This window comes from Veillonella sp. DNF00869 (assembly GCF_001553345.1).
GTDB lineage: Bacteria > Bacillota > Negativicutes > Veillonellales > Veillonellaceae > F0422.
Window position 1 is genome coordinate 1 of the sequence record NZ_KQ960768.1, and the last position, 24,766, is coordinate 24,766.

General features: G+C 40.4%; 18 protein-coding genes and 4 tRNA genes. 7 read left to right on the forward strand and 15 right to left on the reverse strand.

Annotation, left to right across the window (positions count from 1 at the left end; translation table 11 throughout):
• Positions 1-83 precede the first annotated feature (83 nt).
• The 14 genes from HMPREF3032_RS03100 to HMPREF3032_RS03165 form a co-directional block, all read right to left on the reverse strand.
• A tRNA-Lys gene (locus tag HMPREF3032_RS03100) sits at positions 84-159 on the reverse strand.
• Positions 160-165: 6 nt separating this feature from the next.
• Positions 166-240 (reverse strand) — tRNA-Gln (locus tag HMPREF3032_RS03105).
• Between the two features lie 6 nt (positions 241-246).
• Positions 247-322: transfer RNA gene (locus tag HMPREF3032_RS03110), tRNA-His, on the reverse strand.
• 355 nt (positions 323-677) lie between these two features.
• Complete coding sequence (locus HMPREF3032_RS03115) at positions 678-2,003, reverse strand: FAD-containing oxidoreductase (RefSeq protein ID WP_062401760.1); 1,326 nt, start codon at positions 2,001-2,003, stop codon at positions 678-680.
• 331 nt (positions 2,004-2,334) lie between these two features.
• On the reverse strand, positions 2,335-3,183 hold the full coding sequence (speE, locus tag HMPREF3032_RS03120) for a polyamine aminopropyltransferase (RefSeq protein ID WP_062401763.1): 849 nt from the start codon (positions 3,181-3,183) through the stop codon (positions 2,335-2,337).
• A 3-nt stretch (positions 3,184-3,186) separates the two neighbouring features.
• Positions 3,187-3,831 (reverse strand): hypothetical protein, encoded by a 645-nt coding sequence (locus HMPREF3032_RS03125; protein ID WP_062401767.1) that lies wholly within the window; start codon positions 3,829-3,831, stop codon positions 3,187-3,189.
• Positions 3,831-4,262 (reverse strand): peptidylprolyl isomerase, encoded by a 432-nt coding sequence (locus HMPREF3032_RS03130; protein WP_062401770.1) that lies wholly within the window; start codon positions 4,260-4,262, stop codon positions 3,831-3,833. The genes HMPREF3032_RS03125 and HMPREF3032_RS03130 overlap by 1 nt, the downstream gene beginning before the upstream one ends.
• Entirely contained in the window at positions 4,262-4,963 is a 702-nt protein-coding gene (locus HMPREF3032_RS03135; protein WP_062401772.1) for a tRNA threonylcarbamoyladenosine dehydratase, read from the reverse strand. Before HMPREF3032_RS03135 ends, HMPREF3032_RS03130 begins: the two co-directional genes overlap by 1 nt.
• A 1-nt stretch (position 4,964) precedes the next feature.
• Positions 4,965-5,339, reverse strand: coding sequence for a VOC family protein (locus tag HMPREF3032_RS03140; protein WP_062401774.1), 375 nt, complete (start codon positions 5,337-5,339; stop codon positions 4,965-4,967).
• A 63-nt stretch (positions 5,340-5,402) separates the two neighbouring features.
• Positions 5,403-8,567 carry an AAA family ATPase gene (locus tag HMPREF3032_RS03145; protein ID WP_062401777.1) on the reverse strand — a complete coding sequence of 1,055 codons (3,165 nt, stop codon included), beginning with the start codon at positions 8,565-8,567 and terminating at the stop codon, positions 5,403-5,405.
• The gene (locus HMPREF3032_RS03150) at positions 8,564-9,922 is read right to left on the reverse strand and encodes an exonuclease SbcCD subunit D (RefSeq protein ID WP_062401781.1); all 1,359 of its coding nucleotides are present in this window, start codon (positions 9,920-9,922) and stop codon (positions 8,564-8,566) included. Before HMPREF3032_RS03150 ends, HMPREF3032_RS03145 begins: the two co-directional genes overlap by 4 nt.
• 2 nt (positions 9,923-9,924) lie before the next feature.
• A complete protein-coding gene (locus tag HMPREF3032_RS03155) occupies positions 9,925-10,770 on the reverse strand; it encodes a deoxyribonuclease IV (RefSeq protein WP_062401784.1) in 846 nt (281 codons plus the stop codon).
• A 163-nt stretch (positions 10,771-10,933) separates the two neighbouring features.
• Positions 10,934-11,353, reverse strand: a complete 420-nt coding sequence (locus tag HMPREF3032_RS03160) for a Fur family transcriptional regulator (RefSeq protein WP_062401787.1) — start codon at positions 11,351-11,353, stop codon at positions 10,934-10,936.
• 133 nt (positions 11,354-11,486) lie between these two features.
• Complete coding sequence (locus tag HMPREF3032_RS03165; RefSeq protein ID WP_062401790.1) at positions 11,487-13,028, reverse strand: degradosome RNA helicase CshA; 1,542 nt, start codon at positions 13,026-13,028, stop codon at positions 11,487-11,489.
• Positions 13,029-13,206: 178 nt separating this feature from the next.
• Here HMPREF3032_RS03165 and HMPREF3032_RS03170 point away from each other — a divergent pair.
• Positions 13,207-13,281: transfer RNA gene (locus tag HMPREF3032_RS03170), tRNA-Arg, on the forward strand.
• 144 nt (positions 13,282-13,425) lie between these two features.
• On the opposite strand, the gene HMPREF3032_RS03175 is transcribed toward HMPREF3032_RS03170, so the two are convergent.
• Entirely contained in the window at positions 13,426-15,681 is a 2,256-nt protein-coding gene (locus tag HMPREF3032_RS03175; RefSeq protein ID WP_062401794.1) for an autotransporter family protein, read from the reverse strand.
• Positions 15,682-16,241: 560 nt separating this feature from the next.
• On the opposite strand from HMPREF3032_RS03175, the gene aroF reads away from it, so the two are divergent.
• The 6 genes from aroF (at position 16,242) to HMPREF3032_RS03205 (ending at position 23,877) form a co-directional block, all read left to right on the forward strand.
• Positions 16,242-17,249 (forward strand): 3-deoxy-7-phosphoheptulonate synthase, encoded by a 1,008-nt coding sequence (aroF, locus tag HMPREF3032_RS03180; protein WP_062401796.1) that lies wholly within the window; start codon positions 16,242-16,244, stop codon positions 17,247-17,249.
• A gap of 9 nt (positions 17,250-17,258) precedes the next feature.
• Entirely contained in the window at positions 17,259-18,314 is a 1,056-nt protein-coding gene (gene aroB / locus HMPREF3032_RS03185) for a 3-dehydroquinate synthase (RefSeq protein WP_062401799.1), read from the forward strand.
• Positions 18,315-18,472: 158 nt separating this feature from the next.
• Positions 18,473-19,738: a 3-phosphoshikimate 1-carboxyvinyltransferase gene (gene aroA / locus HMPREF3032_RS03190; protein WP_062401802.1), complete on the forward strand. Its 1,266-nt coding sequence runs from the start codon at positions 18,473-18,475 to the stop codon at positions 19,736-19,738.
• Positions 19,739-19,764: 26 nt separating this feature from the next.
• A complete protein-coding gene (gene aroC, locus HMPREF3032_RS03195; RefSeq protein ID WP_062401805.1) occupies positions 19,765-20,889 on the forward strand; it encodes a chorismate synthase in 1,125 nt (374 codons plus the stop codon).
• Positions 20,890-22,125, forward strand: coding sequence for a shikimate kinase (locus tag HMPREF3032_RS03200; RefSeq protein ID WP_062401808.1), 1,236 nt, complete (start codon positions 20,890-20,892; stop codon positions 22,123-22,125). It abuts the gene before it with no gap.
• 378 nt (positions 22,126-22,503) lie between these two features.
• The gene (locus tag HMPREF3032_RS03205; RefSeq protein ID WP_062401811.1) at positions 22,504-23,877 is read left to right on the forward strand and encodes an amino acid permease; all 1,374 of its coding nucleotides are present in this window, start codon (positions 22,504-22,506) and stop codon (positions 23,875-23,877) included.
• The last annotated feature ends 889 nt before the right edge of the window (positions 23,878-24,766 follow it).

The window sequence follows — 24,766 nt, forward strand, 5'->3', positions numbered from 1 at the left end:
ATGTTTACTTCTTTCGAAGTAATTACCTTTCATTGTTCAGTTTTCAAAGATCATCAATATCCTTATACTATATGAATAGTAAATGGTGACCCACCCGCGACTCGAACGCGGGACACCCTGATTAAAAGTCAGGTGCTCTGCCAACTGAGCTAGTGGGTCATAAAATGGCAGGGGTGGATGGGATCGAACCATCGCATGTCGGAGTCAAAGTCCGATGCCTTACCGCTTGGCTACACCCCTGTGTTGTGGGGTGAGTAATGGGGATCGAACCCATGCATAACGGAGCCACAATCCGCCGTGTTAACCGCTTCACCATACCCACCACAGGATATTTATTCTGTTTAGCACTGTCGTGCCTTAGAACGATATTTAGTATATCAGTTAATTTTTTTTGTGTCAACCACTTTTTAAAAAACTTTTTTAACTGCTATCATATCTCATCTTCGATACAAAGTAATAAAATTATTGCTCTATCGCTGATGTTTTTAAAGTATATCAAAAAACTTTTTACATGTAAACCCCTTTTTTCATTTTTCTTTCATTTTATAACTAAATAGAGAAAGTTAAGGGTTTCCTAACTTTCTCTATTCTCTATATTCTTTTAAGGTATCATTATCTCTGTTAATAGTTTACATCACATATCAGTTGACCTTATTGTGTATATACTATCTGTCTTCTTAAATTAATTTAGCTAAATCATTTAAGTTTTCAGCCATTGTAGGATGTGTAAAGATTTGGTCACGTAAGTATGTATACTTAATATCGTTGTCCATGGCCATTTTAATAATGTTAATTAACTCTTCAGAGTTTTTACCAAATAAGGTAGCTCCTAGAATTAAACCAGTGTCTTTGTTAACTGTTAATTTAAATACACCGCGTGGATCTTGGTTTACTGCATGACGCGGCATATTATTTACTGGTAATGCCACTGTCACAGCACTTGGATATTGTGCTTTCGCTTCTTCTTCATGTAAACCTACATGGGATAAAGCAGGTGTAATGAAAGTAGAATATGGCACGTGTGCACGATTCCCTAACTTATAACTTTCATCCCCATGTAATACACGATTTACAATACGGAAGTCATCTAAAGATACATAAGTAAATTGCTGTCCACCGTTTACATCACCTACAGCAAATATCTTTTGAACAGCCGTCATTAATGTATCGTCTGTTACGATGGAGCCATTAGGACGAACTTGAATATCCGTATTCTCTAAGCCAAGACCTTCTGTATTCGCTTTACGTCCTGTAGCATGTAACAACGCATCGAAAACGAACTCTTCTCCACTCTCAGTCACTACTACTACAGTATCACCTACGTTTTTAATTTCTTTGGTGACAGCGTTAAAGTGGAATCGAACGCCATCTTCTTCTAAATATTGTTGCGCCAACGCAGCTACATCTGCATCTTCACGTTTTAAGATTCTATCGCTACTTTCAAAAGCAGTCACCTCAGCACCTAAACGTGCGTATAAATTAGCGAACTCAATGCCAATGTTACCGCAACCAATGATACCTAATCGTTTTGGCAATGTAGGCAACGCTTGCAACTCAGTACTGTTATATACAAATTTAGATGTAGATAAACCTGAAATTGGAAGTACTACATTAGTAGCCCCTGTGTTGATGATGATAATTTCAGCTGTCAATGTTTCCACACCATCTGCTGTTGTTACTTCTACTTCTTTATTGGAAGTAAATTTACCATGACCAGTATACACTGTTACATTCGGATTGGATGTTAACATGTTTAAGTTCTTTGCATTTAACTTTCCTACTACTGTATCACGAGTTGCCTTTGCAGCTTCGTAGCTTTTGCCTTTATCCGCACCAACAATCATCGTTTTTGTAGGGATACATCCGATGTTGATACATGTACCACCATACATAGCTGGATCTTGTTCAATTAAAGCGACTTGTTTTCCTTCTTTGCCAAATGTGGCAGCTAATGTTTTACCTGCTTTCCCAAAGCCGATAACGAGTAAGTCATATTGTTTCATTATAGTCTCCCCTTTTGTTAATTCACATGAATAAAATATATTATATGTTTCATTGTAAATACAATATTGTTTTTATTGTATACCTATTTACTAGGAATTTCAATACCATGTATCACAAATATTTTTCTAGCTCCATAGTTTCAACAAGTTTTTTAACTAGCTGCACTTAGATACTGTATTTTGATATATCTACTTAATGACAAAATTATCATGCGTTTACCTATTATTTATAAACTTGCCCTATTCGGTTGTATAACTCATACGCAAAACTAGCACTTTCACAAAGAAAGTGCTAGTACGTCACTCACTATAGCACTCCTAGGTAAAGAGTTTATTCTGCAATTCGAGCTTGTAAATATTGTTTTACAAATGTTGGCAATACGAATGCAGATTTTTGGATGCCATAGTTATAGTATTTAGTTGTAAAATCTTGGGCACGATTTGGATCCCATTCTAATGGGTCATGTTTCTTAGATCCCATAGTAAAGCAATGCATACCTGTTGGATATAACGGAATGAATGCTGTATATAGGCGAGTCACAGGGAAATGTTTATTTACATAGTAGAATACATCAGATACTAGTTGTTGATGCATTACTGGAGATTCTGTTTGTTGTACAAATAAACCATCTTCCTTCAAGGCACGATATGTATTTTTGTAGAATTCTTCTGTAAATAAACCTTCACCAGGTCCGATTGGGTCAGAGCAGTCTACGATAATCACATCATAGAAATTTTCTTTTCCCGCTACATGACCAATACCGTCACCAATGGTTACCGTCAATTTTGGATCTTGGCGAATCATAGCGTCAGCAATAGATGGCAAATATTGTTTTGCCAATTCCACTACTTTACCATCAATTTCTACCATTGTCAATGTTTCTACACAGCTATGGCGTACACATTCTCTAGCCACGCCACCATCACCGCCACCAATGATCAATACATGCTTAGGGTTTGGGTGCAAGAATAACGGAATGTGGCTCATCATTTCATGATACACAAATTCTTCTCGTTCTGACGTTTGAAACACACCATCCAACACAAGCATATTACCATATTCTAAACTATGAGCGACTTCTATGGTTTGAAAGTCGGATTTTCCAGAATATAAAATTTCATCCACTTCTGCGCATAATGCAAGATGAGGGGACTGTAATTCTTTAATCCATTGTGTCATTTCTTACTCCTCACATTGTGACTGGATGTATAAAAAAGCTCCACCCAGTAAATTATCTCGTAACCAACGGCGTAGTGAAAAAGTTCGTTCCATACCTTCATCATAGACAACACATCGTGTGTCATCATGATTAACTTGCATAGATACGATAGGAACCCAATGCCATGTAGATAGGCCTTCTTCCTGTCCACGATGACGATTTAAAAAAGCAACAGGACAATTTTGTTCCAGTCCACGTTGTATGAAAGCCGTTACTTCTTCCACCGTATAAACGCTTCCTTTCAGAGGGAAAATCGGCAATCGTTTCACATTATAAGACAAGTTGTTATCTGCCATATATTGGTTGACACCTTGTTCCCACCAAGTACTTTTATAGAGCCCCCCACCATAGCGAGGGCGCACGTATTCCCACACTTGATTCATGCGTACCAAAGCTTGGTCTCCGTCTGCTACAGTTTCTAGTGATAAATGACCATCGCGAAAGAGGACATAGGAAATCACTTGTGTCGCCGTTGTAGGGCCACAACCTGCTAACCGTTTCCAAGCATCTTCGTACCATTCTTGGTCATACCCATAGGAAAAGTTCCCATCCTTTTTCACTTGTAACCATTCAGGATGTTCAATACGATAGCGTTTGATTCCTGCCATTAGTCTTCTACTACCTCAACAGTTTGCATGCGGTCACCTTGTTGAATTTTATCTACTACATCCATGCCTTCGATGACTTGACCGAATACAGTATGAACGCCATCTAAATGAGGTTGTGGTTCATACACGATAAAGAATTGGCTACCCCCTGTGTTAGGTCCACGATGTGCCATGGATAAAGCACCACGAACATGTTTATGTGGGTTATCTTTAGTTTCGCATGGAATTGTGTAACCAGGGCCACCTACGCCAGTACCCATTGGGCAACCACCTTGAGCCACAAAACCAGGGATAACACGATGGAATTTCAAAGTATCATAAAAACCTTCTTTGATTAATTTTTCAAAGTTAGCTACTGTACCAGGAGCTTCATTTTCAAATAATTCGATAACAATGTCACCGTATTCCATATGAATAATTGCTTTTTTCATTACTGTACCTCCAAAAAAGTTCTAATTACATGACCCGCTAAATGCAATCCTGCTACAGAAGGAACAAATCCACAGGAACCTGGACTTCTTGAATCGTCATCTCGGTTCGGTGTCATCGGTTGTTCTGTAGAGAATAATACAGTTTGCTTTTTAATGCCACGACGACGCAATTCTTTACGCATAACTTTCGCCAATGGGCATGTATGGGTCTTATTAATATCTGTAATCTTCAATTGATCAGGCCACATTTTATTACCTGTTCCCATAGAAGATATACAAGGTATATTTCTATTATAACACGTTTCGATGATAGATAATTTAGCACTTACCATATCAATGGCATCAATGACAAAATCCGGATTAATATCGGCAATGAAAGTAGGATGGCTTTCACCGGTATATACCATATCATAAGCCTCAATATGTAGATTAGGATTGATTGCTAAGGCTCTCTCTTTTGCGACCTCTACTTTACGTTGACCTACCGTGCTAGGCAAAGCAATAAGCTGACGATTAATATTGCTCACCGTCACTTTGTCACCATCGACAATAATTATATGCCCTACGCCAGAACGAACCAATGCTTCTAGGGCAAAGGAGCCTACTCCACCGCATCCAAAAAGAAGGACTTTTTTACCTTGTAGGGTTTTAATTTTTTCTTCTCCTACCAACCATTGTAAGCGCGTTAACATATGTTCCATATTAATAGGCTCCTGCTGGGATAATTTCAGTCCAATATCCATCTGGATCAGCAATAAAATAAATGCCCATCGCTTCATTCTCATAGACAACGCAGTTCATAGCCTTATGTTTTGCTAACGCTCCTGCATAATCATCTACATAAAATGCCACATGGAATTCATTATCCCCTAAATTATAAGGACGATCCCAATCACGTAGCCATGTCAATTCTAATCGATGCGGATTGATACCATCCCCTAAATAGACGATTTTAAAAGATCCATCTTCTCCATCGATATGACCGACTTCTTCTAACCCTAATGCGTCTTTATAAAAGGATAAACTTGTATCCAAATCTTTCACGTTAATATTATTATGAGCAAAGCTAAATTTCATACTTCCTCCTTAATTCCTAGTAAATAACAGTATTATTCTAACATAGGTACTACGGGAATACAATCACTGCACTTGAAAGTAGGCCCTGCTTCCCTCATCCGTTTTTATCACCACCAAGTGTGCACCAATTTGTTGTTGTAATTCTGGCACATGAGATATGATGCCTACCAATCGTCCTTGGGATTGCAATGCTACTAGTGTTTCCATTGCCACATCTAAGGTATCTGGATCCAAAGTTCCAAACCCTTCATCAATAAACATGGTATCCAAATGAATACCTCCCGCATAAGATTGAATGACATCCGCCAATCCCATAGCTAAACCTAAGGACGCTAAAAAGGTTTCTCCTCCAGACAACGTATTGGCAGGGCGGCTTGCCCCTGTATAGGCATCAAAGACAGCAATATCCAACCCCCGTGCGCCACGACCTCCTTCTTCTACCGATCGTTCCAATCGATAGCGACCACGACTCATATCATGAAGTCGTAAGTTCGCCGCACACAACACTTCTTCCAGGATAGCACCTAGTACATAGCGTTCAAAGCTGACCCCTTTCATACCTGAATCACCGCCATTGGCTAAATCGGCTAAGCCGAAGATAAATGCCCGACGGTCCGACAATACTTTAGTGGACTCTTCCAACCCAGTAATTTCTTGTATTGTCTTTTCTTTAGCTAGAACTTGAGATTTCAGGGTACCAATAGTTTCCCCCAATTCTTTTAATTCCTGTTCTATTGTTTCCACAGCACCCTTGGCTATTTCCTCTGGCACTGTAGTATAGTTGGCTAAATCACTTCGCACTTCTTCTAACAGAGAGCTTAGTCGCAATGTTTCGTTGTTATAGACACTAAAGGTTTCTTTCCATGCTGGCAATTTATCAAATGCATGAGATTCCTGTTTAAATGCATCAATGGTAAGAGATTCCGCTGCTAACACTTGCTCGATTTCCTTGTCCAAGAATTCTATATCCTGCGCCATGCGATCCTGTTGTTCTTTAATAGTCCCTATTTCTGTGATGAGCGCCACCTTTTGTTCTTGGCTAGCTTGACGCACGGCTTCTACCTCTTTACGGTCCGCTTCATACCGTTTCAGAGAATCTGCGAGATCTTTCACCTCAGCCGTATACGTTTCCACCGTAAAAGGAGCTATACTCTTTTCAATACGATGCATTTCTGTTGTCATGTGGTGAACATCTTGTTTAATCGTCTCTATCTGACCAGCTAAAGTAGTCAGTTCCAGTTGTTTTGTATGAAAGTTAGCTTCTTCTACTTGTATTGCCTTATGTAATGTTTCTAATCTTTCTTCCAATTCTACTTTAGTGGTTTCAGCAACAACTAACTCATTTTGTATCGTTTTAAACGCTTGGTCTATAGTTTCTATATCTGCAGATACCTTCCACCATTGGAGGCGTTCAGCTACCCTATCTATGTCCTTGACCTGTATAGCCGATTCCAACATATTCCCCAAGTGAATAATAGCTTTTCTTTGCACACCTTCTGTTACATTTGGATAGCTTTCACATAAACGATTCCATTCTTTACTATATCGTTCTACTTCTTCTTCACTGTGGCTTAGCTTGGTTTCTATCGTTGCCACCTGTGTTTGACTAGCTTGGAACTCTCTGCGGAATCTATCTACCGTTTCTCTAACAATGTCTTCCGACGGGGCTTGTGCTAGTTGTGGATGTTCTAAGGAACCACAAACAGGACACGGCGAATCATCTTCCACTTGCAAACTCACTTCATAGGCTTGGTGTTGTCGTAATAATTGCTCATTATGATGATATAGACCTTCACGCGTCTTGCAGACCTGTCGTTCTTCCTCCAACTGTTGACTATGAAGGTTTCTAGTATCCCAAGCAGTTTGGAGTTTGTTAACAACCCCCTTTAAAGAATCCCACCAACTCCGCAGTTCACTGGTACATAATTTTTCCTCACCTAAGGAAGCATAATTTTGTAACTTTGTCTTTATACCTTCTAATGTTTTACGATGCAACTCCAGCTCTGCCTGACTTGTAGTTACCTCCTGTTGTAGAGCCTGTTGTTGCTCCACTTGCTGTGCTTTCGAAGCCTCTATATCATTCCTTTTTGTCACAAGTTCGCCATACCACTCCACCTCTTGTTGCAAGGCCTGTAATTGGTGGTATTGCTCTTGTTGCTTTGCATACGTTTCCTCTTGAGCTATTAGCTGTTTCCACTTAGACTCTAAGGTTTGTAAACTTCCTTCCACGGACTGCAACGATGTTTTCAAGGCTTCTAATTTTTCATTGTCCGTTCTGAAAATATCTTGCAATTTCTCATAGTCTTTCATAGACCTCCGAACTTCTTGCAACCGTTCCCAACGGCTAATAGCCTCCCCTAATGCAAGATGCGCCGACTCTCCTTCTTGATGAGTAGACAAGGCTTGACTGTATTGATCTTTGCGCGATACTAGGTTGGCATAGGTTTCGTACTTAGCATAGGCTGTTTGCAAAACATCGCACTGCTCCTGTTTCTCCTTACGTTCTTTTTCACGAATCCCTAATACAGCACGTTCTTCTTCCGTCAATGCCACTAAGTCCTGTAACGTATCTACTGTGTAGGTACTCAATAAAAACTCAACCTTTTGCAATGTATCTTGAATCCCTACGGTAGATTTAGTCAATTCTTCCTTCAATACATCTTGCATGCGTTTATACACAGAGGTTTTAAAAATCGTATGTAGCAATACTTCCCGTTCTGATGTGGGGGCTACTAACAATTTTCTAAAATCACCTTGCGGTAATAGGACAACTTGCAAAAATTGATCTACACGAAATCCAATGATCTGTTGTACATAGTCACGAATTTCTTGGGCTTTTGTAGCGAGTAATTTCCATTCTTCATCAATCCATTCACTGATAGAAGCAGTTGCTAATACCGTTCTTGTACCAGTGCCTCGTTTTTTCTGTAATTCTTGTTTTGGAGTTCGCTCCATCCTATATCGATGATCACCTACTTGAAACTCAAACACCACTGATGTAGGTGTAGTAGCATCTGCATAATCGCTACGCATATCAGATCCATCACGAAGGCCACCACTGGTTTGACCATATAGGGCATATACAATGGCATCTAATATACTTGTTTTTCCTGCCCCTGTAGGACCCGTAATTAAAAACATGGATTGATTTGCCAATACGGCAAAATCAAGGATTACTTTCTTAGGATACGGGCCAAAGGCAGTCATTTCTAATCGTAAGGGTCTCATGCTTCTTCCTCCCTTAATACACGATGCCACAAACCTTCCATATACTCTAATTCTTTCTGTGAAAGTTCTTCATTACGAGCTTCCTTAGCAAATTGGGCAAATAAATCTTTCTCATTTAATTCCTTGAATCGTTTAGCACCTGTTGTATCTCGCACCACTTCCATACGACCTACTAATTCTAATCGCATACAATATGGAAATACCTTTCGCAAGCGGCGCATTCCGTCCACTACAGGTGCCGTATCTAACAATCGTACTTCCACATAATCATTATGATGCCGTGTATGAAGACTTTCATCTGCAAGCAAATCGTCAAAATATCCCGTCAGCCTCACAAATTGGCGGCGACCTACAATAGGAATCTCACTGATTGTTGTAGCTCCTTTGCTGTCTATATCAACGATAGTGAAACTTTTACTATACCCTACCTCGTCAAAGGAATAGGTCAACAAAGATCCACTGTAGCGAATATGGTCCACCCCAATCCGTTGTGGTCTATGCAAGTGACCTAAGGCAGTATATGTAAAATCTTTGAATACCGTTGTTGGAACTTGCCCAGAACCTCCTACTAACAGAGGCCGTTCCGACTCACTTTCAGCACCACCTGCCACAAAAGCATGAGCCATACAAAGACTGCGGTGTCCTTTAGAGCAACGCTTCGCATAATATGACCAATGTTCATAGGCATCTGCGATAGTCCAATTATATTTATTTGTATCAACACCTAACGCACATTCCGCAGTACCGACAACAGAAATCTCATCATTACCTTTATACGAAGAGTTGTCTAAATTTACAATATCTTCATTACTTAAAGAGGCAAATAAATCTGCCGATTCGCATTGCGTTCTATGTTTTTTAGATGCCTTAACAGATTCGATATGCTCTGTTATTTCTATCTTTTCATTTCCAACACCTTGCCGATTCAGAGCACTTTGCATATCACGCACCTCTCCGTAGGGCAATGCCCATACATCGAGTTGACCATACGCATCTTGGAAAGAGATGGGATTTATCCCTTGGTGAGCATGGCCTAACAAATGGATACCATGAGTTTCCCAAGCACTGTGACCCATCGCTAAGCGTGGTCCGCTATCGTGATTTCCAGAAATAGCCACCATTGGAATTTTTTCTGTAAATGCTAATCGATGCAAAACTGAATCCCATAACTCAATGGCCTCAATAGGTGGCACTGAGCGATCAAAAACGTCCCCACTGAGGACCACCAGATCAATCTGTTCTTCTTTCAGTAAAGGGAAAAATTGATGATCCAATATATGGGCTTGGTCCGTTGTTAAATGTTCGTTATAAAATAGTCGTCCTAAATGCCAGTCTGCTGTATGTAGTATGCGCATACTTACACCTCGTTTGCGTAAATCTCCCGTAAGATAGAAATTTCTTTCGCATATCCATCTAGTTCATTTGGCGTTTCCAGATAAAATGGTAAATGACGTAATTTTGGATGGGTAATGAAATTAGCAATGGCCTCAATGCCAATATGGCCTTCCCCAATTTTCTCATGTCGATCTTTATGGGCTCCCCTCGGATTTTTGGAATCGTTCAAATGCACCGCATGGATTCTGTCTAAGCCTACAAAATGGTCAAACTCCTCCAAAACGCCATCTAAATTTTCAATGATGTCGTAACCGCCTTCGTGGATATGGCACGTATCTACACAAACTCCGATATATTCTTTATATTTCACGCCGTCAATGATGCGCGCTAATTCTTCAAAATTACGACCTACTTCGGTCCCTTTCCCTGCCATAGCTTCTAATAAAACTGTCGTCTTCATACCTGGAAAAATCACTTCATTCAACATATCTACGATGTATTCAATGCCTTGGTCTACGCCTTGCTTCACATGACTACCAGGGTGAAAGTTATATAAATGTCCAGGTAAATACTCCAACCGCTCCAAATCTTCACGCATTGAATTTTTAGCAAACTCACGGAGCCCTGGATCGGCGGCACATGCATTTAAAGTATATGGTGCATGTCCTAATAATTTACCAAATTGATGTTCTTTCAGGAAAGCATCTAAGGCTTTCATATCTACTTCATCAAAAGCACGTGCCTTACCACCACGAGGGTTTCTCGTAAAGTATTGAAATGTATTGGCACCAATAGACAGCGCCTCTTTTCCCATATGTAAATATCCTTTGCTAATGGATAAATGACATCCAATTGTTAATTGACTCATGTATAACTCCTTCTCTTACTGATTCATTTTCTTACTTTTAAGTATATCATGTAACCTTCTACGACATATACAGTTACATAGAAAATAGGGGATAATTGTTTATGTAAGCAATTATCCCCTATTCATCTGTTTCTAATCTAAGACTAGATGGTTTCCATTACTGTTAATGTGAGCTTTTACGCAAACATTCTGGACAAATGCCTTCAAAAGACACATGAAGTCCTGTAATTTCATATTCACTGTGGCGTGCCACTTCTTCTCTTAGACAATTTACTTGTACATCATGCAAATCATTAATACGATTACACATTGTACAACGTACATGTGGATGATTTCTTGTATCCCAATCATATCGGCTACAATCATCGCCCAAGTCTAAGACACGAACTATACCAATGCGTTCAAAAATCTCCATCGTTTTATATACAGTCGCCAAGCTCATACTTGGATGGTCTTCCCGCAAACTTTGGTAGATCATTTCCGCAGTGGGATGGTTGTTTTCTGCGTAAAGAACATTATAAATGGCAATACGCTGTGGCGTTACTTTATAACCTTCTTCTCGCAATTTTTGTGCAATATCCATAAAGCACATCCTTTCCACTTGGAAGCTTAACTGTGAGATTAAAACACTACTACTCTAACTGTATTATATCAGAAAGTTCATTCCCAAACAATAATCAGAATTGTTTAATTTTAAATATCGTTACTTAACGAAATTATTCTTTAAAATACGGCTTGAAACCGCTACCTTGATGCTTTTGTTGTTTTTGTCCATCACGAGAACGGCGCTCTCCACTATTGGAACGTTGACTACGATCGCGAGAGGAACGTCTTCTATCTCCGTCACGACGATCATCACGACGGCGACCATCTCTACGACGATCATCACGGCGACGGCCATCTCGACGTCCACTGTCACGGCGACGACGTATGCGAAGTGGCGCTTCTTCTGTAATGCTAACAGGAGTTGTATCTGGCTCTTTTGTCAACAATTTCAAAGCAGCTGCTAATAATGTAACAGAATCGATATCATTCAATAATTCTTCTGCACTAGAACGATAGCTTGCTAATTCTTCACGATTATCTGCTAAAGCAATCAATTTCTCTACGGCAATTTTTTGTTGTCCTTCTAATACTTCTCCCAAAGATGGAGCTTTACGACGAGCAATCTTGCGTTTTGTCAAACGTTCAATGGCATGTAAATGCTCAATTTCACGTGGAATAACGAATGTCATTGCCACGCCCGCTTTACCAGCACGACCTGTACGACCGACACGGTGTACATAGCTTTCAGGATCTTGTGGCAAATCGTAATTATACACATGCGTAACGCCACTAATATCTAAACCACGAGCCGCTACGTCTGTAGCTACTAAGATATCGATAGTACCTTCACGGAATTGACGAATCACAGAGTCACGTTTTTGTTGAGACAAGTCACCATGAATACCTTCTGCCATGTAACCACGTTTTTTCAATGCTTCTGTTACTTCGTCTACACGACGTTTTGTACGACCGAACACGATAGCCAATTCTGGCGCTTGGATATCTAGTAAACGGCACAATACATCAAATTTTTGACGATCTTGTACTTCGATATAATATTGTTCGATTAAATCCATTGTTACTTGTGTTGGTTTCATACGGATTAATGTTGGCTCTGTTAAGTATGTTTCTGCCAACTCTTGGATTGCTTTTGGCATTGTAGCAGAGAACAATAATGTTTGACGCTCTTTTGGAACAGCTGTCAAAATTTTATTGATATCATCTACGAAGCCCATGTTTAACATTTCATCCGCTTCATCCAAAATGACAACTTTTACATGGTCAAAAGAAATAGATTTTCTCTCCATGTGATCCATTAAACGACCAGGTGTCGCTACAATCACTTGTGGATGTTTTTTCAACATACGGAATTGACGTCCAATATCTTGTCCACCATAGATTGGTAAGGCTTGAATGTTAGTATGTTGCGCCATTTTATTTAACTCTTCCGCCACTTGAATTGCTAATTCGCGTGTGGGTGAAAGAATCAATACTTGTGGATCTTGGATTGTTGGATCCACTTGCTCTAACGCTGGGATACCAAAGGCAGCTGTTTTACCAGTACCAGTTTGTGCTTGACCAATCATGTCTTGACCGGACTTCGCCGCTGGAATGGCTTCACGTTGAATCGGTGTTGGTTCTTCAAATCCCATGTCATTTAAAGCTCGTAAAATGGGTTCGCTAATTTGTAAATCTTCAAATTTAATTTGCATATATGAAAGGGTCCTCCTTTAAAATCTTGTTATGTATTATGCGAATTAGTATATTATATCACACTGGGCATCGGTTTGTATATCAAAGTATGATAGAGCACTATATGTTTCAATCCTTCACCATGAGGTTCCCTATTGTACTGACCATTATTTCATGGTATACTTTAACGGTATACACGCGCCTATAGCTCAGGGGATAGAGCGCCGGTCTCCGGAACCGGGTGCGCAGGTTCGATTCCTGCTAGGCGCACCAAATAAAAGGCTTCTCAAGTTTTGAGAAGCCTTTTTTATATGTATTCAACGCTTAAATTTTCAAGTCAAACGCAGCTCTACTGAATGATAAATCTCGTATAGTCCTTACAGCATACGCTATAAGGACTATTAGTACAAGATTTAATTAGAAGTTATACCGTACTCCCGCATCAATACGCCATGTAGTGTCTATAGTAGCACCAAAGTTTTTAGTGAATGTACCATATACATATGTACTTGGACGAACGCTCCAGGAGCCTCCAATTTCAGCATCAAGCCATGTATCTTTCAAATCAAGTTCTGTATGTACTGTTGGATTACCTGGCGCGGAATATGTCGTATTGACCTTACTAGAGAATTCATGAGCCAATGCGAGTTTTGCAAAGATGTTGGATGTTTCTGTTTCTCTACCAATGCCAAGACCCAATCGACCTACAGCAGAGTTAACAGCGTCAGCTTTCACATGCATAGAGCCACCACCAACAAGATTAGCATCATAGGATACGCCATTCAAACGACCTATAATAAATTCTACACTAGGATCCACGTAGAAACCATTTTGTTGTTTAATACGTTTACCGTATTCAGCACTTAAAGAGGTACCAAATGTATGATACTCCCCATTCAATTGATGTCCCCCTAGTGAATGAAGTTTGTAAGTATTGGATAAGCGGTTTCCACGAGCGATGATATCTAAGTAACGTCCATCATCATGTTGTTTTGTACCATATAACCCAATACCAACGGTTTTGCTGTCTCCGTTGCCAACGGCATAGGAATTACTAGACGTACTGTAATCTAGAGCGCCACCAAAAATCCAACCATTGGATACCTTATGATCATAACCAACTTGTACACCATTATATGTCATATGAGCATCAGCACCATTTGTCATGTTAGATTTGCCACCAATGTATTTAGCCCATACACCTTGGTTTGTATTAGTCAAACGAAGGTCCCCTAAACGACGTTGTAAATCGTTCGTAGTATTATGCCAAGCTATCGCTGTAGATGTGAGAGCAGATTTCGCACCACTTACCAAGGAAGATTCACTAGCATGTGTTACCGTCGCGGTATCAGTAACGACAAGATTACCTTGTGCATCAAATGCATTTGTACCAAGTTCCGTCATAGCAGCCGGTCTTGTAATACCTTCATTAACTTGAACAGCAGCAGCTAGTTTCTTATCATTCCCAGTATATTGTAATTTAGTGGCTAACGATTTCATTTCTGCACGATAACTTGCATCATCAGTCAAATTCTTAGCACTATCACCTTGTACAGTGATGTGGCTATGATCAGCGGCATGTTGAATTATGATTTGTCCATTGCCAGCTTCGCTCGCTAGCGCACCTGTTTTATAATCAGCATTTACAAAACCACTATAGTTTTGAATCGTAATAGGACGAGCATCGATAGGATGGATAATACCTGCTGAGGTTAGATTTACACCACCTACAAGATTACGAACTTTACTGCCTTTATATAAGTAGGCTGCATCATCTCCTGATGGACGTGGTTTTTTTGGTGTAGGTCGTTCCATACCAATCCATTCATTATTCCAAGTAGCACCATTTTGTAAATAGATATCGGCACCAGAATTATGCGGATTTTTATTACTTTCAGCATATTCATTTAACACAGCACCAGTAAGCTTAGAGTTAGAGGTTGTAAAAGCTAGTCCTATATTTGCTGGCGCTTCATTAGGATTTGGATTATCACCATAATCTTTATTAATTAACCCTACATTACCAATAGCCACTAAATCTTTCGTACCTGGGTGTTTACCATCGGTACCTGCATTCACATATACATCGCCCTCTTCTGCCACAACAGAATAGATATCTGACGTTGTAACAGGATGCGTTATAATACGACCACCGCCATCAACGATAATATGGCCTCGGTGATTAGCTTGTAATCCTACTCCCACAGCGTCAATATCTACATTGCCTTTCACATGAATATTGCTATCACCATAGTCTCTGTTAGGATTATCATTATGATGTGGCACCTTACCACCAAGACCAGAATAGACAGCACTCATATAATAATGTCCCAATTCACGCTTAGATGCTGGCGCATCATTTTTTAATCGTACAATGAGATCTTTATCTATGGTCAATTGAGATCCGTATCCAATAAAAATCCCTGCTACATTTTTACTTTTACTTTTACCGTTCTCCATTTCCATCAAGCTTTTACCATGTACATTGACGGTCAACGTGTCTTCTATATGCTTAACGTCAGGTTCCGTTTGCTTTTGAGAGCCCATCGATAAACCAATTAAGTTTTCTGCTTTATCACTATACATAGTAATATCTGTAGCCATTACGGAATAAGACATTCCTGTTACTACTAATGCAGCCATCACTGCTGATACATGACGTGTAATTTTCATAAAAGCCTCCACAATCAATAATAGATATCAATAAACTACTGTCATTATACATTGTTATTTATACTTCGTACATACTTATATACCTATAAATATGCTATTATGCATACTTTATATAGTAAAGTATTATTATACCAATTAGTTATAATTGATAAAATTATCATATATCTTTTATGCAGATATTATAAGAATATTTAATTCTCACTGCTGTTGATAATCCTTTTTTGCATTTGATCCTAATTTTGATCCCAATTTGAATTTTTTTCTTGCCAAACTTAAATGAATGGAGTATACTAAACGCAATTATTGAAAGAAAGGAGTCACTACAATGATGAAGCAAGCCAATTTAGCTACAACAAATGCAAATACATTTTTTTGGTTCTTTATCCAAACTACGGGTAAAGAACTATTTGAGCTACGCTAATTTAGGTATCATCACTGAGTGGCTTTAAATAGTGGTAAGGGCTACCCGTACTAGGTATAGGCGGGTAGCCCTTTTTATATATCTTCCTATACCACCACTCACAAATGCCTATACATATTAAGATTTTTAGGAGGATCTTATGATTATTCGATTACACACTACAGCAACAGAAGCACAAATTGCAGAACTACGTCAACAGTTAGAAGCCACTGGCGTTTCATTACATCCAGTACATGGAGAACAACAAGATATCATCGGTTTGATAGGCGATACATCCCGTGTCGATTTACGCACCATTGAATCCCTTCCATACGTTGAAAAGGTTATGCGTATCCAAGAGCCTTTCAAAAAGGCAAATCGTAAATTCCATCCTCAAGATACGGTGGTTACTGTAGGAAATGCAAAAATCGGTGGCGGTCACTTTGCTATCATCGCAGGCCCTTGCTCTGTAGAAACACCAGAACAAGTTATCGAAGTAGCGAAGGCTGTAAAAGCGGCTGGTGCTGGCATTCTTCGTGGTGGCGCTTTCAAACCTCGTACTTCTCCATACTCTTTCCAAGGCATGGGACCAAGTGGTTTAGCCTTATTAGAAGAAGCTAAAAAAGAAACTGGTCTACCTATTGTGTCAGAAGTCATGGATATTTCTCAATTAGAATACTTCGACAATGTAGATATGTTACAAATCGGCGCTCGCAATATGCAAAACTTCAACCTTTTAAAAGAAGTAGGTAAATTGCGTAAGCCAATCTTATTAAAACGTGGTTTATGCGCAACCTACGAAGAATGGTTAATGGCTGCAGAATACATCATGAGCGAAGGTAACGAACAAATCGTTCTTTGCGAACGTGGTATTCGTACATTCGAAACACGCACTCGTAACACATTGGATGTCACTGCTATTCCAATGATGCACGAGTTATCCCACTTGCCAATCATTATGGACCCAAGCCATGCAGCAGGTATGAGCCGTGTGGTTCCCTCCTTGTCCTTAGCCTCCGTTGGTGGCGGTGCTGATGGTTTAATGATTGAAGTTCACAACAATCCAGAAAAAGCACTGTGTGATGGTCCTCAATCCTTACGCCCAGAGCAATTCGCTACTTTGGCAAACCAAGTGTTCACACTTCGTGACGCATTAGGTCATAAATAGGTCACTCCTATGGATACAATTCATATTCAAGCCTCCACTTCTTACGATGTGATTATCGAGCGGAATAGCTTGCCTCACATTGGTAAGTACTTACACTCCATCAAAGCTGCTTGTTCCGTCATGATTGTTACTGATGACAATGTGGGCCCCCTCTATGCTTCTACTGTTTCAGATTCCCTACAACAGGCAGGTTACACCGTTCATACCTACACGTTTCCTCATGGTGAAAGTGAAAAGAACGGCCATCGTCTCATGGACCTAGTAGAAACATTAGGAAATGCAAAATTGACTCGGAAAGACCTCATTATTGCTTTAGGTGGTGGCGTCGTCGGCGACCTAGCTGGATTTGCTGCTGCCACCTACTTACGGGGTATCGATTATGTACAAGTACCTACGTCACTGTTGGCTGCTGTCGATTCCTCTGTAGGTGGTAAAACAGCTGTTAACCTAGAGTGTGGTAAGAATTTATGGGGTGCTTTTATACAACCTATCCTCGTTCTCTGTGATCCAGAAACACTTTCTACCTTACCTAAAGAGGAATGGATTAATGGATGTGGGGAAATCATCAAATATGGTTTCTTAGACCATCCAGAGTTACTAGATCAACTTCGAGAACGACCAATCTTACAACATCCAGAAGATGTAGATACTGTCATCGCTCAATGTGTGCGCATCAAAGCCCATGTGGTGGAAGTAGATGAAAAGGAAAGCGGCCTTCGTGCGACGTTGAACTTAGGTCATACCTTTGGACATGGTATCGAGCACGGTAGTGCTTTTACCATCCCTCACGGCAATGCCGTTGCTTTGGGCCTCCTCATCATGGCAAAAGGTGCTGTAGCCAACGAAGAGCTAGACCCTACCATCATTTCTAGTATTGAACAGTTGCTAATGGCCCATGAACTACCCACCACAACGACGATTTCAAAAGATGTAATTTTAGAAGAAGCCAGTCATGATAAAAAAGCCTCTGGCTCTTCCATTACCATCGTAGTTCCTACGGATTATGGCGCATCAGTACTAAAGGAAGTGACCTTCCAAGAACTTGCTACCTACTGTCATATATAACTCAATGTGTTATAGTTAGTATACTTAACTAATTATGATATACACCCATTCTAGAGTTACTATGTATGATATATTAAACAAATTATACTTACCTTTTATAGTTATACTTGTAATTATCACCTCATGGTGATAGCTCAACCATAACAGAAAGGATTCCTATGCAACATGTTTCTAATGTGCCCTTATGTGGCACAATCCCATCTATACCGGCTAAGGCTCATGCCCATCGGGCACTCATTGCAGCTGCCCTTGCCACGAGTCCTAGCTCAATTTTAATTTCCCACTCTTCCAAGGACATTGATGCTACCATGGATTCCTTGCGAGCCCTTGGTGCAACGATTACCTATGAAAATGGTGTGGCTCATATTACTCCAGGTCCTCCCCCTTCTATAGGACAAGTATTACCACACGAATCAGGTACGACATTGCGATTACTCTTACCTGTGTCCGCCTCGATTTGTGACACTGTGAAAGTAGATGCCAAAGGACGTCTACCAGAACGACCACTAGAACCATTGTTGAGCGAAATGAAAGACCACGGCGTATCCTTTTCACAAGATGCACCGCCTTTCACTATGACAGGTCGTCTACAAGGTGGTACCTTCACCATGACAGGTTCCGTCAGTTCCCAGTTTTTCTCTGGACTGTTATTAGCTGCACCACAGCTAGGACGAACAACTGTGAACTGCACAAGTCCACTGCAATCGAAAGACTATGTGACATTAACCATAGAAACGATGAAAGACTTTGGTGTACACGTAACAGAAGTTTCCACGGAGGAAGGATATCCAAGTTTTACTATCGAGGAGAAGCAACACTTCCACGGCAATGAGCAATATCCAATCGAGGGAGATTGGTCTAATGGTGCCATTTGGCTAGTAGCAGCCGCTATGACAGGACAATCTATTTCTGTCACAGGTTTACGTTCTGATTCTGTACAAGCAGATAAACGGATTCTTTCCATTTTAGAAAGCGCTGGTGTCACTTGTACGTGGAATGGATCTACTATCACGATCACTGGCAAAGCACATAAGCCAATCCATGTAAATTTAGAACAAATGCCAGATTTGTTACCTATTTTATCTAGCTTAGCTTGCTCCATAGAAGAAGAATCTACTTTCATCAATGGAGCTCGCCTTCGATTGAAAGAGTCAGATCGTTTAGCAGCGGTGGCACAACTTGTTCGTGATTCTGGTGGTATCGTGCGCATGGAAAGGGATAACCTGTATATTACAGGAACAGGTACGCTTGATGGTGGCACTGTAGACTGTGTGAATGACCATCGCCTCGTCATGGCTGGTGCCTTAAACGCACTCATCGCTACCTCCCCTATAATCTTGCAAGACAGTGAAGCCATCAGTAAGTCGTATCCTCACTTTTTTGAAGACTGGAAACGATTAGGTGGGCAGACACATACTATATAAATGTATTTAACAAGTAAGGAGTAATTATGGCATCCTATTTCGGTCGTACTGTGAAAGTCTCCACCTTCGGTGCCTCTCACGGTCAAGCTATTGGCGGAGTTGTAGACGGACTTCCTTGTGGATTTCCTGTCAATCTAGAAACCTTGCAAGCCTTTCTAAAACGACGAGCTCCAGGGCAACATCAATTACAAACACAAAGAAAAGAAGCAGATATCCCTGAGTTTCAATCAGGCATCGTACAAGGAAGACTGAGCGGTTCTCCTTTGGCTTTCACAATTAAAAATACATCACAACGAAGTGGGGATTACGATAACCTACGAGATGTGCCACGCCCATCTCATGCAGATTACACCGCTCGCATGCGCTATGGTGAGTATGTGGATATGCGTGGGGGCGGTCATTTCTCTGCTCGCATAACAGCCCCTGTTTGCGTAGCTGGTGGCATTGCTATACAACTATTAGAATCCATCGGCATTCATGTGCGTGCACACTTAGCACAAGTTGGCACTGTCCCAGATACATCTATCGATTATACTAACCCACCTATGGACAAGCTCGCTAGTATCAGCACTGAAGCGATTCCTATGTTAGACCCTGTGCAACGTCATACAGCAGAGCAACTTGTATTGGAGTTAAAAACATCGGGCGATTCCACTGGTGGCATCGTAGAAGTATTTGCCACAGGTTTACCTGTTGGCATGGGGAATCCCAATTATGATGGTATTGAAAATCGCTTAGGCGCTACGCTGTTCGGCATGCCTGCAGTGAAAGGCATTTCCTTTGGGTCTGGTTTCCCTGGCTGTGCATCCCGTGGAAGTGAGCAAAACGATCCTTTCATCATCACTGATGAAGGTGTTCGTACCAAAAACAATAACAGCGGTGGCATCCAAGGTGGTATTACCAACGGTATGCCCCTTGTGATGCAAGTAGGGATTAAGCCCACACCGTCCATTTATCATGAGCAAAACTCAGTATCCCTCAGTAACCATAGTGCTGAAGTATTACAAATTAAAGGTCGCCATGACCCTTGCGTAGCGCTACGTGCCGTTCCTGTAGTAGAAGCTCTAACGGCTCTTGTCATCTTAGATTTTGTACTGGAACATGATCCACGTGTATTCCGTCATTTCAGTCATCCCGCCTTGGAGGTGTAAATGTTTGGATTATTAGGCCGCACCTTGGGCCACACCTACTCCCCTATGATTCATCAATCCTTAGGAAATACATCCTATGACATATTTGAAATGGAACCAGACCAACTACAAGATTTTTTTAATCGTTCTGACTTGCAAGGCTTAAATATTACTATTCCCTATAAAATCAATGCCTTACAGGCTTGTCATCGCATCAGTGATATTGCAAAAGCAATTGGTTGTGTCAACACTATGGTGCGCCAAGCAGATGGTTCTTGGTATGGAACCAATACAGACTATGAGGGCTTTCTAGCCACCTTAGATTGGTCTGGTATAGAAGTAATACATAAACATTGTTTAATTTTAGGTGATGGAGCCTCGTCCAATACAGTGCACGTGGCATTAGAAAAATTAGGCGCCGCCTCTATTACCCATATCAGCCGTCATCACTTTCCTACATATGAATACATTACACAATTTTATGAACGGGCACAGGTAATTATCAACTGTACTCCAGTTGGTATGTATCCTCATTGTCCTGACCAAAGCATTCGATTAGCCCCTTTCACTCACTTAGAAGGTGTTATCGACTTGGTGTACAATCCACATCGTACTGCCATTCTAATAGAAGCGGAATACTTAAATATACCCCATGTGAATGGCCTTGTATTTCTATTAGCCCAAGCCATGGCGGCTAGCGTTTTGTTTTTACATCGCACCTATGATGAAAGTATCCTGTCAGGCCTATACAAACAATTCCGACGAAACCAAGAAAATATTGTTCTCATCGGTATGCCCGGATCTGGTAAAAGTACCATTGGTGAAGCTTTAGCAAAGTTAACGGGACGACCACTAGTAGATATCGACAGCCGCATAATAGAGGAAGTCGGTTCCATTAGTGATTATATATTAACCCACGGTGAACCTGCATTCCGCGCCATAGAGTCTAAAATTATCACCGATGTGGGTAAACAGACAGGTTTGATCATCTCTACTGGTGGTGGTGCTATCACCATACCGGAAAACTATGCCCCCCTTCGTCAAAATGGACGAATATATGAAATTTATCGCCCCTTAGAAGAGCTAGATACAACGGGACGTGTTCTCTCCTCTGGTGGCATAGAACGATTGCAAGAATTGTACACAGTACGGGCTCCCCTATATACACGATTCCGTCAAGCACAAGTTCTGAACACTGGTACTCCTGAAAGCGTGGCTCAACGCATCCTAGAGGACTTCCATAGCAATCTAGTATAACTTGCTATTAAGATATATACTGTATCAGTCTTTCTTTTCTTATATCTACTCATCACTATTGGGATTCAAAGTTGAATGTATCAGATAGGTTTCTTATAGATGAATATATGCTACTACAATATATATACAAGCTATTGTCTACATCCTCTAGAAAAAATATATAAAATCATGAGATTATATAAAAGAATGTAATCTATTTTTAAGCATACGCTAAGATATTAAATACACGTAATCGGCTTTCAAAGGTATTTCTTAGAAATACATGAAAGCCTTTTTACTGTCTAACCATAGTAATTTACTAGCATTAATTGACATTCTATAGAAAATAGTTTACTATTATCAAATATAAAAGTTTATATTGTTTAAGGAGGTTTTACTATGACGGACTCGCAACAAGAGTTAAAGCGTGGTCTTAAAAATCGCCACGTTCAATTATTAGCCATCGGTGGTGCTATCGGTACAGGTTTATTCCTCGGCTCTGGGCGATCTATTAGTTTAGCGGGCCCCTCTATCCTCCTCACGTATCTGATTACAGGTATTATCTGTTTCTTCATGATGCGTGCTTTAGGAGAGTTATTGCTTTCCAATTTGAATCACCATTCTTTCATTGACTTTGTAGAAGAATATTTAGGTGACCGAGCGGCCTTCATTACTGGTTGGACCTATTGGTTCTGTTGGCTTTCACTGGCCATGGCGGATTTAACTGCGGTCGGCTTGTACATGCAGTACTGGATACCGTGGATGCCACAATGGATACCGGCCCTCATCGTACTAGGCATATTACTAGTTATGAATTTGACAGCGGTCAAACACTTTGGTGAAATGGAGTTTTGGTTCGCTTTAATAAAAGTAATCGCCATCGTATCACTCATCATTATCGGGCTTATCATGATTCTTACAGGATTCACTACCAATGCTGGAGCGGCTGCCTTTGATAACCTATGGAATTACGGCGGTTGGTTTCCAAATGGAACCATGGGCTTTATCTTATCTTTCCAAATGGTAGTATTTGCTTTCACAGGCATTGAACTAGTAGGCCTCACAGCTGGGGAAACGGAAAATCCAAAAAAAGTTATCCCTATGGCCATTAACAATATTCCATTGCGAATTATTCTATTCTATATTGGATCTCTGGCGATTATCATGAGTATTTACCCATGGATTGCAGTAGATCCAAATTCTAGTCCCTTCGTGGCTGTGTTTAATGCAGTGGGTATCCTGGCTGCTGCGAGCATCGTAAACTTCGTTGTTCTAACATCGGCAGCATCTGCTACCAACTCCGGTATCTTTTCCACTAGCCGTATGATCTACGCATTATCAAAACGCGGACATGCACCGAGTCGAATGAAACGATTGACGAACCATGCTGTACCCTATCAGGCAACACTATTCTCCGCTGCAGCTTTACTATTTACCGTAGTCTTGAACTATGTCATGCCTGAAAGCGTATTCATCATGATTACATCTATCTCTACATTCTGCTTTATCTATATTTGGGCCATCATCGTCGTATGCCATCTCAAATATCGCAAGCAAAGACCAGAACTGGCGAAGCAATCTACTTTCAAAATGCCACTGTACCCATTCATGAATTACCTGATCCTAGCGTTCTTCCTATTCATCTTGGTCGTACTAGCATTGCAAAGTGACACACGCATCGCCCTCATGTTTACACCATTCTGGTTCATCCTACTTTGGGCCTTCTACTCCATGTTGGCACCTAGCGATGACGATGAAAGCAATAATAACTAATACAAAAACATAAAAGAAGATCACGATGTACTCCAAATACTATGACTTATCATTTGTGAGGAGAATACCGTGATCTTTTTGATTGTACTATGCTTTGACAAATTCATTTATGTGTATACCATAACAATATCATATGTCGTTCATAGCAACAGAGAGTTATACATAACAATTTTTGTAATTTCTATAAAAATATGGTATACTATATGTAATAAAAAGAAGGGCCACCAACGTGTCGAAGGCGTTAGGCTCATCTCTAAAGTGCTAAAGTAGATACGCCTAACGTATTAAGGTCTAGGAAACCTTATGTCGTTAGGCGTTATCATTAATTATTTGAACAAATCAATGATTTGTACTAGTAAGTCTAAAATTAAAATCATTAAATAGATTTTTTCAAACTTTGTCATAGTACCACCTCCTCCTATAGTTAGGAAGAGATGAGCCCAACTCACGTCGGTGACCCTTCTGTATTTTCATTATAGCATAAACTATGCAAAACGTTATCTTTTGAAAGATATTTTTTTAGAAAATAGATAATCTATCCATAAGGAACGCAGCACTAGCGTAGAAGATCCTGCGGCGCCCTTATTGACTAAATCAAACAACACCAAAAACGAGCAACATGTTCCGGAGCAAACCTAACCACTGTATCAGTTTGTGGAGGAATATGTTGCTCGTTTCCTTTGCTATATAAACAAGCACCACAAGATTTCATAACAAAACAAGTGACGACCACCTGTGGATGAGTTCATTCCGTGTGGTATCAAAATTAATCCACGTAAGAAACGAGCAACAATTCCTTAAGATACACTACCAATGATAGCGTCTCTGTGGCGTTTCTTTATTACCTAAATACAACAAACACAAGAAGAGCACGGTGTGCCCCGAACAA

Excerpts from the sequence above, each read along its gene's own strand:
- HMPREF3032_RS03115 (WP_062401760.1), bottom strand. The coding sequence starts at position 2,003 with ATGAAACAATATGACTTACTCGTTATCGGCTTTGGGAAAGCAGGTAAA.
- speE (WP_062401763.1), bottom strand. The coding sequence starts at position 3,183 with ATGACACAATGGATTAAAGAATTACAGTCCCCTCATCTTGCATTATGC.
- HMPREF3032_RS03125 (WP_062401767.1), bottom strand. The coding sequence starts at position 3,831 with ATGGCAGGAATCAAACGCTATCGTATTGAACATCCTGAATGGTTACAA.
- HMPREF3032_RS03130 (WP_062401770.1), bottom strand. The coding sequence starts at position 4,262 with ATGAAAAAAGCAATTATTCATATGGAATACGGTGACATTGTTATCGAA.
- HMPREF3032_RS03135 (WP_062401772.1), bottom strand. The coding sequence starts at position 4,963 with ATGGAACATATGTTAACGCGCTTACAATGGTTGGTAGGAGAAGAAAAA.
- HMPREF3032_RS03140 (WP_062401774.1), bottom strand. The coding sequence starts at position 5,339 with ATGAAATTTAGCTTTGCTCATAATAATATTAACGTGAAAGATTTGGAT.
- HMPREF3032_RS03145 (WP_062401777.1), bottom strand. The coding sequence starts at position 8,567 with ATGAGACCCTTACGATTAGAAATGACTGCCTTTGGCCCGTATCCTAAG.
- HMPREF3032_RS03150 (WP_062401781.1), bottom strand. The coding sequence starts at position 9,922 with ATGCGCATACTACATACAGCAGACTGGCATTTAGGACGACTATTTTAT.
- HMPREF3032_RS03155 (WP_062401784.1), bottom strand. The coding sequence starts at position 10,770 with ATGAGTCAATTAACAATTGGATGTCATTTATCCATTAGCAAAGGATAT.
- HMPREF3032_RS03160 (WP_062401787.1), bottom strand. The coding sequence starts at position 11,353 with ATGGATATTGCACAAAAATTGCGAGAAGAAGGTTATAAAGTAACGCCA.
- HMPREF3032_RS03165 (WP_062401790.1), bottom strand. The coding sequence starts at position 13,028 with ATGCAAATTAAATTTGAAGATTTACAAATTAGCGAACCCATTTTACGA.
- HMPREF3032_RS03175 (WP_062401794.1), bottom strand. The coding sequence starts at position 15,681 with ATGAAAATTACACGTCATGTATCAGCAGTGATGGCTGCATTAGTAGTA.
- aroF (WP_062401796.1), top strand. The coding sequence starts at position 16,242 with ATGATTATTCGATTACACACTACAGCAACAGAAGCACAAATTGCAGAA.
- aroB (WP_062401799.1), top strand. The coding sequence starts at position 17,259 with ATGGATACAATTCATATTCAAGCCTCCACTTCTTACGATGTGATTATC.
- aroA (WP_062401802.1), top strand. The coding sequence starts at position 18,473 with ATGCAACATGTTTCTAATGTGCCCTTATGTGGCACAATCCCATCTATA.
- aroC (WP_062401805.1), top strand. The coding sequence starts at position 19,765 with ATGGCATCCTATTTCGGTCGTACTGTGAAAGTCTCCACCTTCGGTGCC.
- HMPREF3032_RS03200 (WP_062401808.1), top strand. The coding sequence starts at position 20,890 with ATGTTTGGATTATTAGGCCGCACCTTGGGCCACACCTACTCCCCTATG.
- HMPREF3032_RS03205 (WP_062401811.1), top strand. The coding sequence starts at position 22,504 with ATGACGGACTCGCAACAAGAGTTAAAGCGTGGTCTTAAAAATCGCCAC.